Here is a 15,188-nt window from a genome sequence, read left to right on the forward strand (position 1 = left end):
CAGGAGGACAGCACCATGGCACAATACCTGCTCAGCGTTTACCAGCCCGTCGGCCCGGCCCCGGCCCCGGAAATCCTGGCACCCATTCTGCACGACCTTGAGGCCTTGAACCGCGACATGAAAGCCGCCGGGGCGTGGGTGTTCACCGCCGGGCTCCACCCGACGGACACCGCCACCGTGGTGCGGACCCAAGGCACCGAGGTGCTGATCACCGATGGCCCTTTCGCCGAAGCGAAAGAACACCTCGGCGGGTTCACCGTCATTGACGCCCCGGACCTGGACGCCGCCCTGGGCTGGGCAGGAAGAATGGCGCGCGCCACCACCCTTCCGATCGAAGTGCGTCCCGTCCAGCACTAGGTGCCACCGCTCATGGTCCGCATGGCCGCGCCAGCTGTACCGGCATCCGACGAAGTTCCGACGACGGAGATCGAGAGGGTGTTCCGGCAGGAGTATGGTCGGGCGGTCGCCGTCCTGACCCGGGTCCTCGGTGACCTGGACGCCGCCGAGGACGCCGTCCAGGATGCCTTCACCGTCGCCGCGGCGCAGTGGCCCGCGGCGGGCCTGCCGCCAAGCCCGGCGGGCTGGATTCTCACCACAGCCAAAAACAAAGCGATTGATCGGTTGCGCCGCGAGACCGGCCGGGAAGACAAACAGCGCCAGGCCGCGGCGCTGCACGCCGGCCGCTCCCCGGCAGCGCCGACGCCTGAAGAACACGTTCTCGCAGCTTTCGAAGGGGAAGCCACCGTGGATGATGACCGGTTGCGGCTGATCTTCACTTGCTGCCATCCGGCCTTGGCCGCCAACGTCCAAGTGGCACTGACGCTGCGGTTGCTCGGTGGCCTCACGACGGCGGAAATCGCCCACGCCTTCCTGGTGCCCGAACCCACGATGGCCCAGCGTCTGGTGCGGGCCAAAGCAAAGGTCCGGGACGCCGCCATTCCCTACCGGGTGCCGCGCGGCGCCGAACTCCCGCAGCGGCTGCCGCCGGTGCTCACAGTCATCTACCTGATCTTCAACGAGGGCTACAGTTCCAGCTCCGGCGGGGCTCTGCTGCGGGAGGACCTCTGCCACGAAGCGGTCAGGCTGGGCCGGATGCTCGCAGCGCTCATGCCGGACGAACCCGAGGTGCAGGGACTGCTGGCCCTGATGCTGTTGACTGAAGGGCGGAGACCAGCACGGGCAGCCGGCGGCATGCCCGTGCTGCTGGCGGATCAGGACCGCCGCCTGTGGGACCGTGCACTGCTTGCAGAAGGCCAGGAGATGGTGCGCGCATGTCTGCGCCGGAACCAGCCCGGCCCCTATCAGCTCCAGGCGGCCATCAGCGCAGTCCACAGTGACGCTTTCGACGCCGCAGCGACGGACTGGCGCCAGGTCCTCCGGCTCTATGACCGCCTCCTGGACGCCGCGCCGGGGCCGGTGGTGGCTCTCAACCGGGCGGTGGCGCTGGCTGAAGTAGACGGTCCGGACCCTGCTCTGGCCCTTGTCGACGCCCTCAAGCTGGACAGCTACTACCTGTTCCACGCCGTCCGGGCTGACTTCCTGCTTCGCCTGGGCCGCCGGGAGGAAGCTGCTGCGGCCTACACTGCCGCGTTGGACTTGGCCGGGAATGACTCCGACCGGATGTTCCTGGCAGCACGCCGGCGCACCATCGCACCGGATCCGGCTGCGCCCGGCCAGGATGCACTCCACCAGCAGCCGGGCTGAGGGGGACGCCGGAGCGGGGACGGGGGAGCGTCAATCAACGGCGAAGGCACCGGCCGTCAGCTGCGGGAAAATGGGGGAAACCCGCTGCAGACGACCGGTACCGGGCAGGCATCCGCATGCCTGCTGCATCACTCGCACCCTCAATGAGGTAATAACAACACTAGGTCGGGAGTTTGTGAAGACGCTGACCTGAGGATGTGAGCTGGCTGTGAATCGGGCCGGACTGCCATGATGGGAGGCATGAGCAACCGAATTGCATTCCTGGGCTGTGGATCAATGAACGAGGCCATTCTTGGCGGACTGATCGCAGGGGGTGCGGACCCTGCGGACATCGTCGCCACGGTCCGCCGTGCAGAACGGGCAGACGAACTCGCCAAACGCCATCATGGAATCACGGCCATCGCCGGCGCGGAAGAGCCGGAGAACAACAAGCAGGCCGCCACCGGCGCCGACGTCGTGATCCTGGGCGTCAAACCCGTGGGTATCACGGACCTGGCACGTGAGATCGCCGGTTCGCTGGCGCCGGACACCATCGTCATCAGTGTCGCCGCCGCTGTTTCGCTGGGGCAACTCGAAGCGGCCCTGCCGGCCGGCCAGCCCGTCATCCGTACCATGCCCAACACGCCGGCGAAGCTGGGCCGCGGCGTCGTTTCCGTGTCCCCGGGCACACACTGTTCCCCGGCCCAACTGCAGCAGGCCAAGGACATCCTGGCCGCTGCCGGCACCGTGGTGGAGATTCCCGAGCACCAGGTCGACGCGCTGTCCGCAATCAGCGGCTCAGGCCCGGCCTACGCGTTTTACCTCGCTGAAGCCATGGCCGACGCCGGCGTGGCCCTGGGGCTGGACCCTGAACTCTCGCTGCGGATCGCCCGCGAAACGGTCGCAGGCGCGGGCTTCATGCTGGCCGAGCCGGGCGCGGACCCGGCGGTGCTGCGCAAGGCGGTCACCAGCCCCAACGGCACCACCGAACGCGCCATTGCCACCTTCGACTCGCGCAGGCTCCCTGCGATCATCGCCGAGGGTGCCCGCGCCGCCGCCGAACGCGCCGCGGAAATCACCAAGCAGCTCGGCTAACGGCACGCTCGGCGCAACCCGTGACGATACCCATGACGCAAACCGGACCGGGTGGCAGGATGGGATCCATGGAACTTCACATCACAGGGGATCCCGCGGCGGACAAACTCCTCAGCGACGACGCGTTTGCCCTGCTCACCGGCATGCTGCTTGACCAACAGGTGACCATGGAATCGGCTTTTGCCGGTCCCGAGAAAATCCGGACGCGGATCGGATCCATGGATCCGGCGGCGATCGCCGGTTACGATCCGCAAGAATTCGTGGAGATGTTCAAAGAGCGGCCCGCCGTGCACCGGTTCCCCGGATCAATGGCCGGCCGCGTCCAATCCCTGGCTGAGACCGTGCACAACGACTGGAACGGTGACGCCACTGCCATCTGGACGCAGGGTAACCCCGACGGGAAGGAAGTGCTGCGCCGGCTCAAGGCGCTGCCGGGTTTTGGCGAGCAGAAGGCGAAGATCTTTCTGGCGCTGCTGGGGAAGAGGTGCGGTCTCCAGGCCGAGGGCTGGCGCGAGGCCGCCGGCCACTATGGCCAGGAGGATGCTTTCCTGTCCGTCGCTGACATCGTGGATCCTGAGTCGCTGAGCAAGGTGCGGGCCAGTAAACAGGCGGCTAAGGCCGCCGCGAAGGCTGCGAAAACCGCCGGGCCCTGACCGAGCCGTAGCCGGGGCCGGATATCCCGCTTCCAGCCGCTCCGCTTAGAGTCGCGGCCGGGCGACCAGAAAGGGGCGACCAGAACGGGCCGGCCGGGCGGTTATGGCCGGGCGGCGAACCGCTCCAGCAGGTCCACGTGGCCGGAAACGATGAGCATGTCCCGCGCCGAAACCTTTGTCTCCGGCCGGGCGTAGGTGAAGTCCTCACCCGGTGACTTCACGCCCACAATTGTGACGCCGTACTTGGAGCGGACCTTGGACTCCTCGAGGGTGAAGCCGACGGTCTCGCGCGGCGGATACATTTTTACGATGGCGAAATCGTCGTCGAACTCGATGAAATCCAGCATGCGGCCGGAGACCAGGTGCGCGGCGCGGACACCGGCGTCGGCCTCCGGGTAGATCACGTGGTTGGCGCCGATCCGGGTGAGGATCTTGCCGTGCGAGGGGGTTATGGCCTTGACCCACAGGTGTTCGATGCCGAGGTCCACCAGGTTCACGGTAATCAGCACCGAGGACTCAATTGAGGTGCCCACCCCCACCACGGCGGAGCTGAATTCCTGGGCGCCGAGCTGGCGGAGGGCGTCGATGTTGGTGGCGTCGGCCTCAACGACGTGCGTCAGGACACCGGACCATTTCTGCACGAGATTCCGGTCGCGTTCGATCGCCAGCACTTCCCGGCCCTGTTTGACCAGTTGCTCTGCGGTGGAGGCGCCGAAACGCCCCAGCCCCACTACCAGCACGGGTGCGTTGTGGGCGGGACGGTTGACGGCGCCTGAGGAACTAGCCAATGATCGGTCTCTCTTCCGGGTAGTGGAACAGCTGGCTGCGCTGGCGGAGGGCCAGGGCAGCAGCAAGGGTGACGGTCCCGACGCGCCCGGCAAACATGAGGGCGGTGAGGACGTAGACGCCGGACGGCGGAAGCTCGGCACTGAGGTTGGTGCTGAGGCCCACCGTGGCGAACGCGGAAATGGTCTCGAAAAGCACCCGGTCCAGGGACGCGTTGCTGATGTGGAGCAGCAGCATCGCCGACACCGCCACCAGCGTGGCCCCGGCGACGATGACCGAGATGGCCACCCGCATGGTTCCCTGCGGGATGGTGCGGCCATAGACTTTCACGTCGGAATCACCGCGGGCCTCGGCGATGATGGCCAGGAACATCACGGCGATGGTGGTCACTTTGATGCCGCCGGCCGTCGACGCCGAACCGCCGCCGGCAAACATGAGGGCATCGGTGAGCAGCATGGTGGTGGAGTCCATGTGGTTCTGGTCCACCAGGTTGAAGCCGCCGGACCGGGTCATCACGGACGCGAACAGCGAGTGAATGACTTTATCTGCCGTGTTCATCCCGCCAATGGTTCTCAGGTTGTCCCACTCCATCAGCCCCCACAGCAGGGTGCCGGCGACGAGGAGGATCAAAGAGACCTGGATGGTCAGCTTGGTGTGCAGGTTCCATTTCTTCCAGTTGAGGCCGTTCTGCTGAAGGACCATCACCACGGGGAAGCCCAGGCTGCCGAGGAAGACGCCGAGCATCAGCGGCACGAGGATCCACAGGTCCGTCTCGTAGGGCACGATGCCGTCCGAGTGCGGGGTGAAACCGGCGTTGTTAAACGCCGAAATCGCATAAAAGGCACCGTGCCAGACAGACTGGCCGAAGCTTTCGCCCAGGCTCAGGAACCGGGGGATCAGCGCCAGGGCCAAGGCGGCCTCAATCGCTACGGAGGTCACGATGACGATCCGCAGCAAGGTGCCGACCTCTCCGAGGCGGCCGGCGCTGTTCATCGCCTCCTGCGCGATGAGCTTGCCGCGGACGCCGAGCTTCTTACTGACCATGAGGGCCAGCAGCGAGGCCAGCGTCAGGGTGCCCAGACCGCCCACAAAGATGCCGACCAGGATCACAAGCTGGCCGAAGAAGGACCAGTGCGCAGCGGTGGACACCACTGTCAGGCCGGTGACACAGACGGCGGACACGGCGGTGAACATGGCCTGGTGCAGCGGGGTGGCATCCCCGGTCGCAGAGGAGACCGGCAAGGACAGCAGGGTGGTGAAAATCAGGATCACCACGCCGAAGGCGGATAGTGCCAGCCGTGCCGGGGACGTATTGGCGATGTTGTCGATGAAGTCGCGGACGCGTGTGAAGATCCACAGGCCGTCCCGCTCCGGAGTCCCGGGGTGCCAGTTGGCCGGGCTCTTGGACCTCGACTGGCTCTGCGTCATGTGTGGGCTTATCCTCGCTTGAAACTGCTTCCTTCAGTAGTAAACCACTAAACCCCGCGCAATGACGGGGGAGTAGGGCCCCACGCTCAGGTAGCCTGTGATTGATGACATATCTGCCGGGCCTCGCACAGTCCGCACTGCCAACGACGGTGGTGTGGGATCCTGCCATGACAGCCTACAACTTTGGCCATAGCCACCCGATGGCCCCGGAGCGGATGGAACTCACCGCCAAGCTCGCTGGCAGCCTTGGCCTGCTGGACCTGGACCATGTCACCGTCTCCGCCCCGGAGGTGGCCAGCGACGCGGAACTGGGTACCGTCCACAGCCCCGAGTTCGTCGCTGCCGTGCGGCGGGTGAGTGCGGATCCCGAAACCCCGGATATGGAACGCGGGCTCGGCACCGAGGATGATCCGGCCTTCGCCGGCATGCACGAGGCCAGCGCCCGGCTGGCCGGTGCCTCCCTCCTGGCCGCCGCTGCCATTCTGGACGGCAGCGCCGTCCGGGCCGTGAATTTCGGCGGGGGCATGCACCATGCGGCGCGCGACCGGGCAAGCGGTTTCTGCATCTACAACGACGCGGCCCTAGCGATCCAGCGGCTGCTCGACGGCGGCACGCAACGCGTTGTCTACATCGATATCGACGCCCACCACGGCGACGGCACGCAAAGTATCTTTTGGGATGATCCGCGCGTCCTCACGATTTCACTGCACGAGACGGGACTGACACTGTTCCCCGGCACGGGCTTCGCCAATGAGATCGGCGGACCCAACGCCCAGGGCAGCGCCGTGAACGTCGCACTTCCGGCCGGCACAGGCGACGGCGGCTGGCTCCGGGCCTTCCATGCCGTCGTGCCGCAGCTCGTGGGCGCCTTCGAACCGGAAATCATCGTGAGCCAGCACGGCTGCGACTCCCATCGGCTGGACCCGCTCACCCACCTCAATATCAGTGTCGACGGCCAGCGCGAAGCCGCCACGGCGATCGGCAACCTCGCCGCCCGCTACTGTGACAACCGCTGGATCTCCACCGGCGGCGGGGGCTACAACGTCATCACCGTGGTGCCCCGCGCCTGGAGCCACCTGATCGCCATTGCGGCAGGGCGCCCCGTCCCGCTGCGGACCCCCGTGCCGGAGGACTGGCGCAGCTATGTAAAGGAAAAATACGGGGCCAAATACGGTGTCGCCGCTCCGGAGATGATGGGCGACGACGTCGATCTCTGGTGGCGCTCCTGGGAGGTCGGGTTCGATCCGAACGACGACGTGGACCGGACAGTCATGGCCACCCGCAAGGAAGTGTTCCCGCTCTACGGGCTGGACCCCTGGTTCGACTGATGCCCGGGGTTTTCCGGGGCCGGGCTCCGGCCCGGCCCCGGACCCCAACTGGCGGATGCCATCCGGCGTATATGTCGCTAGTGTGGAGGGCATGGTGACAGACGACGTATTTGCCGTCATTGCTGAGGCAACGCGGCGTGACATTCTGGTCTCCCTCCGCGAAGGGGACAAAGCGGTGGGGGAACTGGTCCAGGAGCTCGAGGCGAGCCAGCCCACCATCTCCAAGCACCTGAAAGTGCTCCGCGAAGCGGACCTGGTGAGTATGCGCGCCCAGGGCCAGAAGCGCTACTACACGCTCAACCCCAAGCCGCTCGCCGGGATTGTCAGCTGGCTGGAGACGTTCGACGTCGGCGCCGCCTCGGCAGCCGCCGCAACCGCCGCCGAACCCTCGCCAGCGCGGCCACCGGAACCCCGGCTCCAGCCGGTCCCGGGAGCCCCGGCCGCAGCCGCCGGCACTGCATCAACCGGCACTGCATCAACCGGCACGGCATCAACCGGTACGGCACCCACGAGTACTGCACCCACGAGTACTGCACCTACCAGTACAGCCCCCGCGCCGCAGCCTGCCGGCGCTTTGGCCGGCCGTCCCGCCGGGAGCCCGCTGAGCCCTGCCGCCGCCCTTGCCGGCCGCCCCGCCGGGAGCCCGCTGAGCCCCGCCGTCGTGCTTCCGGTCGGCACCGCGGGCGAGGACAAAATGCCGCAGCAGATTGGCCGGACCGTCGGCCGGGCCGCGACCAAGGCCGCCGATCTGTTGGCCAATCTGCCGAAATTCGGCCGCAAAAAGTAGCCCGGTCCCCACCGCCCACCTAGTGTGCATTCGCGGCAATGTTGCGGCGAAACATTGCCGCGGATGCACACTCGCGGACAGGCGCGCTACTTTTTGAGCAACCGCACGTGGTCGGGGGTCAGATCCGCAATCCGGCTAACGCCCAGCAGGGCCATGGTGCGGAGCATGTCCGTTTCCAGGATCCCGATGGCGCGGTCCACGCCCGCCCGTCCGCCGGCCATCAGTCCGTAGAGGTACGCACGGCCGATCATCGTAAAGTCCGCGCCCAGGGCCAGGGCGGCGATGATGTCCGCGCCGCTCATAATCCCGGTGTCCAGGATGATCGCCGCGTCGCTGTTGTCTGCCTTGAGGGCGGCGGAGACATCCGGGAGCAGGTGGAACGGGATCGGGGCGCGGTCCAGTTGGCGGCCGCCGTGGTTGGACAGCACGACGCCGTCCGCGCCGTGGTCCACAACTTTGCGGGCATCCTCAACAGTCTGGATGCCCTTCACAACGAGATTGCCCTTCCAGGTCTCGCGCAGCCAGTCCAGGTCATCGAAGGTCAGGGTCGGATCGAACATGGAGTTGATGAGGTCCGCCACGGTCCCGGTGTAGCGCGAGAGCGAGGCGAAAGTGAGGGGTTCGTGGGTGAGGAAGTTAAACCACCACGCGGGCCGGTAGGAGGCGTCCAGAACCGTCTTGAGCGTCAGGGCCGGGGGAATGGTCATACCGTTGCGGACGTCTCGAAGCCGGGCTCCGGCGACGGCGGTGTCGACGGTGACCATGAGGGTGTCATTGCCCGCTTTGGCCGCGCGTTCGATCAGCTCCAGCGAGCGGTCCCGGTCCGTCCACAGGTAGAGCTGGAACCAGTTCCGGCCATCCGGTGCGGCCGCGGCGACGTCCTCGATGGAGGCCGTGCCCATCGTGGAAAGCGTGTACGGGATGCCGGCGGCGGCCGCCGCCTGGGACCCGGCGTACTCACCCTCGGACTGCATCATCCGGGTGAAGCCCGTTGGGGCGATGCCTACCGGCAGCCGGGAGGGCCTGCCAAGGATCTGCGTGCCCAGGTCCACCCGGGAGACGTCGCGCAGGACGCCCGGGCGGAACTCGATATCCAGGAACGCCTGGCGTGCGCGGTGCAGGGTGATCTCGGCTTCGGCCGCGCCGTCGGTGTAATCGAACGGTGCCTGCGGGGTCCGGCGCTTGGCCACGTCGCGGAGATCCCAGATGGTGCTGGCCTGGCGCAGCCTGGCGGTCCGGCTGAACTCGGGCTTCTTGAACTGCATCAACGGGGCGAGGTCCGAGTACTTGGGCACCCGGCGCTTCAGGGCCGCAGGAACAATTCCCGCCATGGCCGCGGCGGGCCGGCTGCCTGCACCGGTGTCCTGCGGTTGCGTGGGGGCCTCGGGGTTGCCGGGTTCGATGGTCTGCGTCATTGCTGCCTCCGGGGAGTGGTTCAGGTTCCGGGATACGCGGCTGGAGATCATATCCGGATGTGGTCCAACCACAGTCTAGGCCTGTGGTCCAACCACATCAAGTACCATTGAGGCATGCGCACCCACCAGCTTGTCCTGCAGTGGATAGAGGGCCAGCTCTCCAGCGGCCTGCTGGTCTTGGGGGGCCGGCTCCCGGCCGAACGCACCCTCGCCGAGCAGCTGCAGGTTTCCCGGACGTCTGTCCGCGAGGCCATCCGGGTCCTCGAAGCCATGGGTGTGCTCCGGGCCGGGGTGGGGTCGGGTCCGGAGGCGGGGACGGTGGTGATCGCCGACCCGACCGCGGCGCTTGGCTCCGCACTTCGGCTGCACGTCGCCACCTCGCATCTGCCCGTCAAAGACATCGTGGAAACCCGCGTGCTGCTCGAATCCTGGGCGGCGTCCCGGGCCAGCCCGGAATCGCCGGCGCTCGCCGAGGCGGCCCGGCTGTTGGAGCAGATGGAGAACTGCGCCGGGACGGAGGCATTCCTGGCCCTCGATGTCCGCTTCCACGTCGCGCTGGCTGACGCTGCGGGCAACGCCGTGGTCAGTGCCATGATGGGCTCCCTCCGCGAGGCCATCCAGGACTACGCCGGCAGGCTGACCGGCAACCTTCCGGACTGGGACGCCACCGCGGCCCGGCTTCGCGCCGAACACCGGCGCATCCTGGCCGCCATCACGGGCGGGGACGGCGGGCGCGCAGCGCAGCTCGTCGCGGACCACATCGAGGGCTATTACGCGGAGGCCGGCGTGGGCCCTGCCGCCTGACCGAACGCCTGCGGGGCGGCTGATCCGCCGCCCGTCACCCGACGGGCCTCCAACCCAGGACAGAATTGTTACGCCCCGGATTTTGCCGGGCCGGTAACCGCCGGGCTAACGTCGGACCATGACTAACCGTTGGTATGCGTATTGTTCGTTGGCTCTGGAGGGGCCCGCGTCTAACTGACACGCATCCAGCCTTCCATCAGAGCCAACAGGGCAGAGATCACTCTTTGCCCTTCGCCATTTCCCGGCGGGTTCTGATCAGGGCCCGCTCCCATCCCGGAACAGGACCCCCATGAGCATCGAAACAGCCCCCGAACCCCGGCAGTCCACAGCGAACCTGCGCGTCAGCGAGTTCACGCCGCTGCCCACCCCCGGCGAGATCGCCGTGGAACTGCCGCTGGACGCCGGCCAGACCGAGGTGGTGGCCCGGGGCCGGGACGAGGTCCGCGCCATCATGGACGGCGTCGATGACCGCCTGCTCGTGATAGTCGGACCCTGCTCGATCCACGACCCCAAGGCCGGGCTGGAATATGCGGGGCGGCTGGTCAGCCAGGCCGAGAAGCACAGGGAAGACCTGCTGATCGTGATGCGGGCCTACTTCGAGAAGCCCCGCACCACCGTGGGCTGGAAAGGCCTGATCAACGACCCGCATCTGGACGGCAGCCACGACATTGCCGCCGGCCTGCGCGCCGCGCGCAGCTTCCTGCGGCAGGTCACCGCCTTGGGGCTGCCCGCCGGAACGGAGTTCCTGGAGCCCGTCAGCCCGCAGTACATGGCGGACCTCGTGTCCTGGGGAGCCATCGGTGCCCGCACGACGGAAAGCCAGATTCACCGCCAGCTGGCCTCCGGCCTGTCCATGCCGGTTGGCTTCAAGAACGGGACCGACGGCGGCCTGCAAGTCGCGCTTGACGCGTGCAGCGCTGCTGGGGCTCCCCAGGCATTCCTGGGAATCGACGGGGAGGGCAGGGCCGCGCTGGTCTCAACCGCCGGGAACCCCGACACCCACATCATCCTTCGCGGCGGACGCGTCGGGCCCAACTTCTCCGCCGCCGATGTGCAGGCCGCCGCTGCCAAGCTCGACGCCCACCGACAAAACCCGCGGCTGATCGTTGATGCAAGCCACGCCAACAGCGGCAAGAACCATTACCGCCAGGCAGAAGTTGCCCTCGAAATCGGTGCCCAGTTGGAGGCCGGCGGCACCTCGGCGGGAGCCATCGCCGGCGTCATGCTGGAAAGCTTTCTCCTGGGCGGTGCCCAAAACCTGGACATCGCGGAGCATGCAGCCGGAACCTCTGGCCTTGTCTACGGCCAGAGCGTTACGGACGCCTGCATGGACTGGGATGTCACAGCCTCCGTTCTGGACCAGCTGGCGGGGTCCGCGCGCATCCGCCGAACCCGGGGTTAGTCCCCCGATTAAGCCCGGCGGAGCGGAATTCAGCGGCCCGTTCCGGACACTCCCGGGTGCCTCTTTCACATTGGCATCATGAGCCCCTAGAGTGTGAGCACATGGTTGTTTGATGACTCAGCATCGGCACACCGCCATGTCGTTCAGATGAGGCTGCCGCTCGCTTGAGTAAAGGAATAAGGAAATGTCTCCGGAGGCTAATTTCTCCAACGCGCGCTTCTTGACCGTGGCTGAAGTCGCGGACGTAATGCGCGTGTCGAAAATGACCGTGTACCGTCTGGTCCACTCAGGCGAGATGCCGGCGGTCCGTTTCGGGCGCTCTTACCGGGTTCCGGAAGCCGCCGTCGAGCAGTATCTCAAAGGTGCTGTTGTGGACGGGCGCACGGAAACAGCCTGATTCGCGGCTTTCCGCGTCCGCATCGCAGGATTGAGGCTCCCGCCCCGGCCCGCGGTCGTGGTGTGGCCCCGAGAGGCGGTACCCTGTTAAGGAACGTTTTACGTCATTGTAAGAACCTGTCCGTTGTACCGTCTGCTGCTTAGCCCGCGGACACTTTCCAACAGGCAGGTACTGCATCTAGCCGGTAAGGAACTTTCGTGGGTTCAGTTATTAAGAAGCGTCGCAAGCGTATGGCCAAGAAGAAGCACCGCAAGCTGCTTCGCAAGACGCGCCACCAGCGTCGCAATAAGAAGTAGAGATACTTCGCATCACCTAAATGCCCGTTGCCTTTCCGGCGGCGGGCATTTTCTTTGCCGTTTTCGTGCCGGCACCGCACTCGGCAAGATGGCTAGCGCGGTCAGCGCGAGGTTCGGCGGCGGAGGTTCAGGCCGTGGGGCCGCGGAAGCGGGAGAAGCCCCGCCAAAGGCCGTAGACGGCACCGCCGACCGTCGCGGCCTTGAGGCCCAGAGTGGCCGCGCGCCGTCCGGAGCGGAAGTCGTAGACCGGCCAGTTATGCTCACGGGCATGGCGGCGGAGCCGGCCGTCGGGATTGATGGCCACCGGATGCCCCACCATGCTCAACAGCGGAACGTCGTTGTGCGAATCGCTGTACGCCCAGCACCGCGCCAGGTCCAGCCCCTCAGCCTCGGCGACGGCGGCAACGGCTACAGCTTTGGCGGGGCCATGCAGGATCTCGCCTACCAGCCGTCCCGTGTAGGACCCGTCCAGAACCTCCCCCACCGTGCCGAGGGCGCCGGTGAGTCCCAGCCTGGTGGAAATGACCGTGGCCACCTCGATCGGAGTGGCAGTCACGAGCCAGACCTTCCGGCCCACGCGCAGGTGCTGCTCGGCCAGCGCCTTGGCCCCGGGCCAGATGCGGGACTCAATCATCTCGTCATAGACTTCTTCGCCGAGTGCCTCGATGTCCGCAACGGTTATGCCGGACGCGAGCACGAGGGCGGCGTCGCGGACCGCATGGACATCATCCATGTTCTCGCCGCGCAGTACGAACATGAGCTGTTTCCAGGCGAAGCCGGCTGCCTGAGGAATGGTGAACGCGCCGCGCTGGTGCATTTTGCGGGCTACATGGAACAGGCTGGCCCCCCGCATGAGGGTGTTGTCGACGTCGAAGAACGCGGCCTCGCCGTGCTGCTGTGCCGCAGCGGGTTCTGTGGCCACGGCGGCGTACTTCTCTTCGGACATGCCACGAGTCTAGTCAACACCGGAGCCGGTCCCGTCTTCCTGGTCCGCGGCGCAGCACGTGGCTGCCCGCCCGTCGACGCAGGACTACCCGCCGGGCTACCGTGGAGGAATGCCAAGCCCCGACGTCGTCCTCATCACCAAAGCTGACTGCCACCTCTGCTCCGCGGCGCGTGCCGCCGTCGGGCGCGTCACAGCGGACCTGGGGATCGGCTGGAGGGAACAGCCGGTGGACGACGACGCAGAACTGCGGGAACGCTTCGCCGAGGAAATTCCGGTGGTGCTGGTTGACGGGATCCAGCGCGATTTCTGGAAGATCGACGAGGTCCGGCTGGAACGCACGCTGCGGCGGCTGCTGGGCCGGTAGGTCTGAACTGCCAGGGGCGCGGGGACTGGCTTTGTTCGGCGAACTGCCGGGGCCCTAGAGTGGAAGCCACAACGCTACTCAATGGAGCAGATAGTGACTTCGCTGGATTCATCCCCCGACGCGATGCCTGGGGGATCAGGCACTGCCGCCAAGCAGATTCCGCCTGCAGCCGTGTCCCGGCTGACCATCTATCTGCGCGCCCTGACCGCCCTGCTCGCCGAAGGCGTTGACCGGGTGTCCTCCGAATCCCTGGCGGAGGCCTCCGGCGTGAGCTCCTCCACGCTCCGCAAGGACCTCTCCTACGTCGGCTCCTACGGGACCCGCGGCGTCGGCTACGAAGTGCAGTACCTCAACCGGCATATCGCCGCCGCGCTGGGCTTGACCCATGACTGGAAGGTCGCCATCGTCGGCGCCGGCAACCTGGGCAAGGCCCTGGCCCGGTACGGCGGATTCGAATCCCGCGGATTCGACATTGTGGCGATCCTCGACGCGGATCAGATGGTGGTGGGCAGTGAGGTGGGTTGGCTGCGCGTCAGCGATGCTGCAGATTTGGAACCGGTGCTGCGACGGACCGGCGCCAACATGGTGGTGCTTGCCCTGCCGGCCGCTGTGGCACAGGACGTTTGTGACCGGGTGATAGCCGCCGGTGTCCGGAGCATCCTCAGCTTCGCCCCAGTGATGCTGCAGGTGCCGCCCGGGGTCAACCTGCGCAAGGTGGACATGGCAACGGAGTTGCAGATCCTCGCCTACCACGCACAAAGGGCGCAGGACCCGGAGGATGCTGACTAGTTGCAGTCAGCCCCTCCGGCTCCCGCGCCCTGCGCTGGTGCCCGGTTAATCTGCCGTGTGTCTGTTAGTACGGTCCGCCCGGCTGTCCGTACGGGTTGGCGAACGGTTGCCGCTTGCTGAAGTACGGTGCAGTTGCCGGCAGGTACAGCATCACGATGCCGGCGATGCCCAGCAGAACGGCCAGCGTGCCCAGGCTCAACGGGAAAAGGCTAAAGACCGACAGGGCTGCGAAGACTGTGCCCAGGATCCGTGCCCAGTTCTTACCCTTGCGCACATTCAGGGCCACCAGTGCGTACAGCCCGGCGCTGATCACAGCAAACACCACAATGCTGCCGACGATGGCACCCTTGAGATCCTCGAACCTGATGTCAGCGCCGCCCGCGGCCATCTGCTGTTCGAACATGTCGCGCATGGCGGGGGTGTCCAAGGTCCCGATCGCCAACAGCAGGGAGAGGACCCAGACCACGCCGGAGGCCACGAGCAGCCAAAAAGCCGTGTTGACCAGCTTGGGCATACCGGTCTGGACCGACGCCTGCTCCGATGGGTTCTTGGCGTAGGGGGATTGTCCGTACGCCGGCTGGTTGTACTGCGGGGGCTGCTGTCCGTACTGCGGAAGCTGGGGTGCATTCTGGCCATACGAAGGTGCCGCCGGCGGCTGCTGGCCGTACTGGGGTGCATTCTGGCCGTACTGCGGCGCGGTCGGGGCTTGCTGGCCGTACTGGGGTGCGTTCTGGCCGTACTGGGGTGCGTTCTGGCCGTACTGGGGTGCGGCGGGCGGCTGTTGTCCGTACTGCGGTGCGGCGGGCGGCTCCTGCCCCGGTTCAGGTGAGTCCGGGTTCGACGGCGGGACTGGCGGGATGCTCATGGGCTTTCCTTTGCGTGGCGGTCTCGTTCGGATACCGGAAACAGATTCCTGCCCTGCCCCCAGCATGGTTTACACCCACCGTACCGCGGGCCGGTGCCCGCGCGGATCATTCCTGAGGAGTATTCTCGCGGCTGCCCCGGGCACTGCGCT

17 protein-coding genes are annotated in these 15,188 nt (G+C 66.7%); 12 read left to right on the plus strand and 5 right to left on the minus strand.

What is annotated here, in order from left to right:
* The first annotated feature begins 15 nt into the window (after nucleotides 1-15).
* From RCH15_RS00740 to RCH15_RS00755, 4 genes are all read left to right on the plus strand, one after another.
* Nucleotides 16-357 (plus strand): YciI family protein, encoded by a 342-nt coding sequence (locus tag RCH15_RS00740; RefSeq protein ID WP_326957053.1) that lies wholly within the window; start codon nucleotides 16-18, stop codon nucleotides 355-357.
* Nucleotides 358-369: 12 nt separating this feature from the next.
* Complete coding sequence (locus RCH15_RS00745; RefSeq protein ID WP_409016856.1) at nucleotides 370-1,704, plus strand: RNA polymerase sigma factor; 1,335 nt, start codon at nucleotides 370-372, stop codon at nucleotides 1,702-1,704.
* Nucleotides 1,705-1,944: 240 nt separating this feature from the next.
* Entirely contained in the window at nucleotides 1,945-2,778 is an 834-nt protein-coding gene (gene proC, locus RCH15_RS00750) for a pyrroline-5-carboxylate reductase (RefSeq protein WP_326957055.1), read from the plus strand.
* Between the two features lie 68 nt (nucleotides 2,779-2,846).
* On the plus strand, nucleotides 2,847-3,431 hold the full coding sequence (locus RCH15_RS00755) for an HhH-GPD-type base excision DNA repair protein (protein ID WP_326957057.1): 585 nt from the start codon (nucleotides 2,847-2,849) through the stop codon (nucleotides 3,429-3,431).
* A 101-nt stretch (nucleotides 3,432-3,532) separates the two neighbouring features.
* On the opposite strand, the gene RCH15_RS00760 is transcribed toward RCH15_RS00755, so the two are convergent.
* Entirely contained in the window at nucleotides 3,533-4,171 is a 639-nt protein-coding gene (locus RCH15_RS00760) for a potassium channel family protein (RefSeq protein ID WP_409016866.1), read from the minus strand.
* A 40-nt stretch (nucleotides 4,172-4,211) separates the two neighbouring features.
* Complete coding sequence (locus RCH15_RS00765) at nucleotides 4,212-5,645, minus strand: TrkH family potassium uptake protein (protein ID WP_326957061.1); 1,434 nt, start codon at nucleotides 5,643-5,645, stop codon at nucleotides 4,212-4,214.
* Nucleotides 5,646-5,749: 104 nt separating this feature from the next.
* Between RCH15_RS00765 and RCH15_RS00770 the strand changes: the two genes are divergently transcribed.
* Nucleotides 5,750-6,973, plus strand: coding sequence for an acetoin utilization protein AcuC (locus RCH15_RS00770; RefSeq protein ID WP_326957063.1), 1,224 nt, complete (start codon nucleotides 5,750-5,752; stop codon nucleotides 6,971-6,973).
* A 91-nt stretch (nucleotides 6,974-7,064) separates the two neighbouring features.
* Complete coding sequence (locus tag RCH15_RS00775) at nucleotides 7,065-7,760, plus strand: ArsR/SmtB family transcription factor (RefSeq protein ID WP_326957064.1); 696 nt, start codon at nucleotides 7,065-7,067, stop codon at nucleotides 7,758-7,760.
* Between the two features lie 86 nt (nucleotides 7,761-7,846).
* Here the strand turns inward: RCH15_RS00775 and RCH15_RS00780 are convergent, their stop codons facing one another.
* On the minus strand, nucleotides 7,847-9,175 hold the full coding sequence (locus RCH15_RS00780; RefSeq protein ID WP_326957066.1) for an alpha-hydroxy acid oxidase: 1,329 nt from the start codon (nucleotides 9,173-9,175) through the stop codon (nucleotides 7,847-7,849).
* Nucleotides 9,176-9,289: 114 nt separating this feature from the next.
* Here RCH15_RS00780 and RCH15_RS00785 point away from each other — a divergent pair, with 114 nt between their 5' ends.
* The 4 genes from RCH15_RS00785 to RCH15_RS00800 all read left to right on the plus strand — a co-directional run bounded on the left by RCH15_RS00785 (nucleotide 9,290) and on the right by RCH15_RS00800 (nucleotide 12,074).
* Nucleotides 9,290-9,979, plus strand: coding sequence for a FadR/GntR family transcriptional regulator (locus RCH15_RS00785; RefSeq protein WP_326957068.1), 690 nt, complete (start codon nucleotides 9,290-9,292; stop codon nucleotides 9,977-9,979).
* A 289-nt stretch (nucleotides 9,980-10,268) separates the two neighbouring features.
* Nucleotides 10,269-11,381, plus strand: coding sequence for a 3-deoxy-7-phosphoheptulonate synthase (locus RCH15_RS00790; RefSeq protein ID WP_326957070.1), 1,113 nt, complete (start codon nucleotides 10,269-10,271; stop codon nucleotides 11,379-11,381).
* 184 nt (nucleotides 11,382-11,565) lie between these two features.
* Complete coding sequence (locus RCH15_RS00795) at nucleotides 11,566-11,778, plus strand: helix-turn-helix domain-containing protein (protein WP_326957071.1); 213 nt, start codon at nucleotides 11,566-11,568, stop codon at nucleotides 11,776-11,778.
* Nucleotides 11,779-11,975: 197 nt separating this feature from the next.
* Nucleotides 11,976-12,074, plus strand: coding sequence for a 30S ribosomal protein bS22 (locus RCH15_RS00800; RefSeq protein ID WP_003792170.1), 99 nt, complete (start codon nucleotides 11,976-11,978; stop codon nucleotides 12,072-12,074).
* Nucleotides 12,075-12,201: 127 nt separating this feature from the next.
* Here RCH15_RS00800 and RCH15_RS00805 read toward each other — a convergent pair whose 3' ends face one another.
* The gene (locus RCH15_RS00805; protein ID WP_326957073.1) at nucleotides 12,202-13,020 is read right to left on the minus strand and encodes an HAD family hydrolase; all 819 of its coding nucleotides are present in this window, start codon (nucleotides 13,018-13,020) and stop codon (nucleotides 12,202-12,204) included.
* A 109-nt stretch (nucleotides 13,021-13,129) separates the two neighbouring features.
* On the opposite strand from RCH15_RS00805, the gene RCH15_RS00810 reads away from it, so the two are divergent.
* Together RCH15_RS00810 and RCH15_RS00815 are read left to right on the plus strand one after the other, a co-directional pair.
* Nucleotides 13,130-13,384 carry a glutaredoxin family protein gene (locus RCH15_RS00810; protein WP_326957075.1) on the plus strand — a complete coding sequence of 85 codons (255 nt, stop codon included), beginning with the start codon at nucleotides 13,130-13,132 and terminating at the stop codon, nucleotides 13,382-13,384.
* A gap of 93 nt (nucleotides 13,385-13,477) precedes the next feature.
* Complete coding sequence (locus RCH15_RS00815; protein WP_326957077.1) at nucleotides 13,478-14,173, plus strand: redox-sensing transcriptional repressor Rex; 696 nt, start codon at nucleotides 13,478-13,480, stop codon at nucleotides 14,171-14,173.
* Between the two features lie 64 nt (nucleotides 14,174-14,237).
* Here the strand turns inward: RCH15_RS00815 and RCH15_RS00820 are convergent, their stop codons facing one another.
* Complete coding sequence (locus tag RCH15_RS00820) at nucleotides 14,238-15,038, minus strand: hypothetical protein (protein WP_326957079.1); 801 nt, start codon at nucleotides 15,036-15,038, stop codon at nucleotides 14,238-14,240.
* Between the last annotated feature and the right edge of the window lie 150 nt (nucleotides 15,039-15,188).

Origin of the sequence: Arthrobacter sp. MP_M4 (genome assembly GCF_035984855.1) — a bacterium.
Lineage (GTDB): Bacteria > Actinomycetota > Actinomycetes > Actinomycetales > Micrococcaceae > Arthrobacter.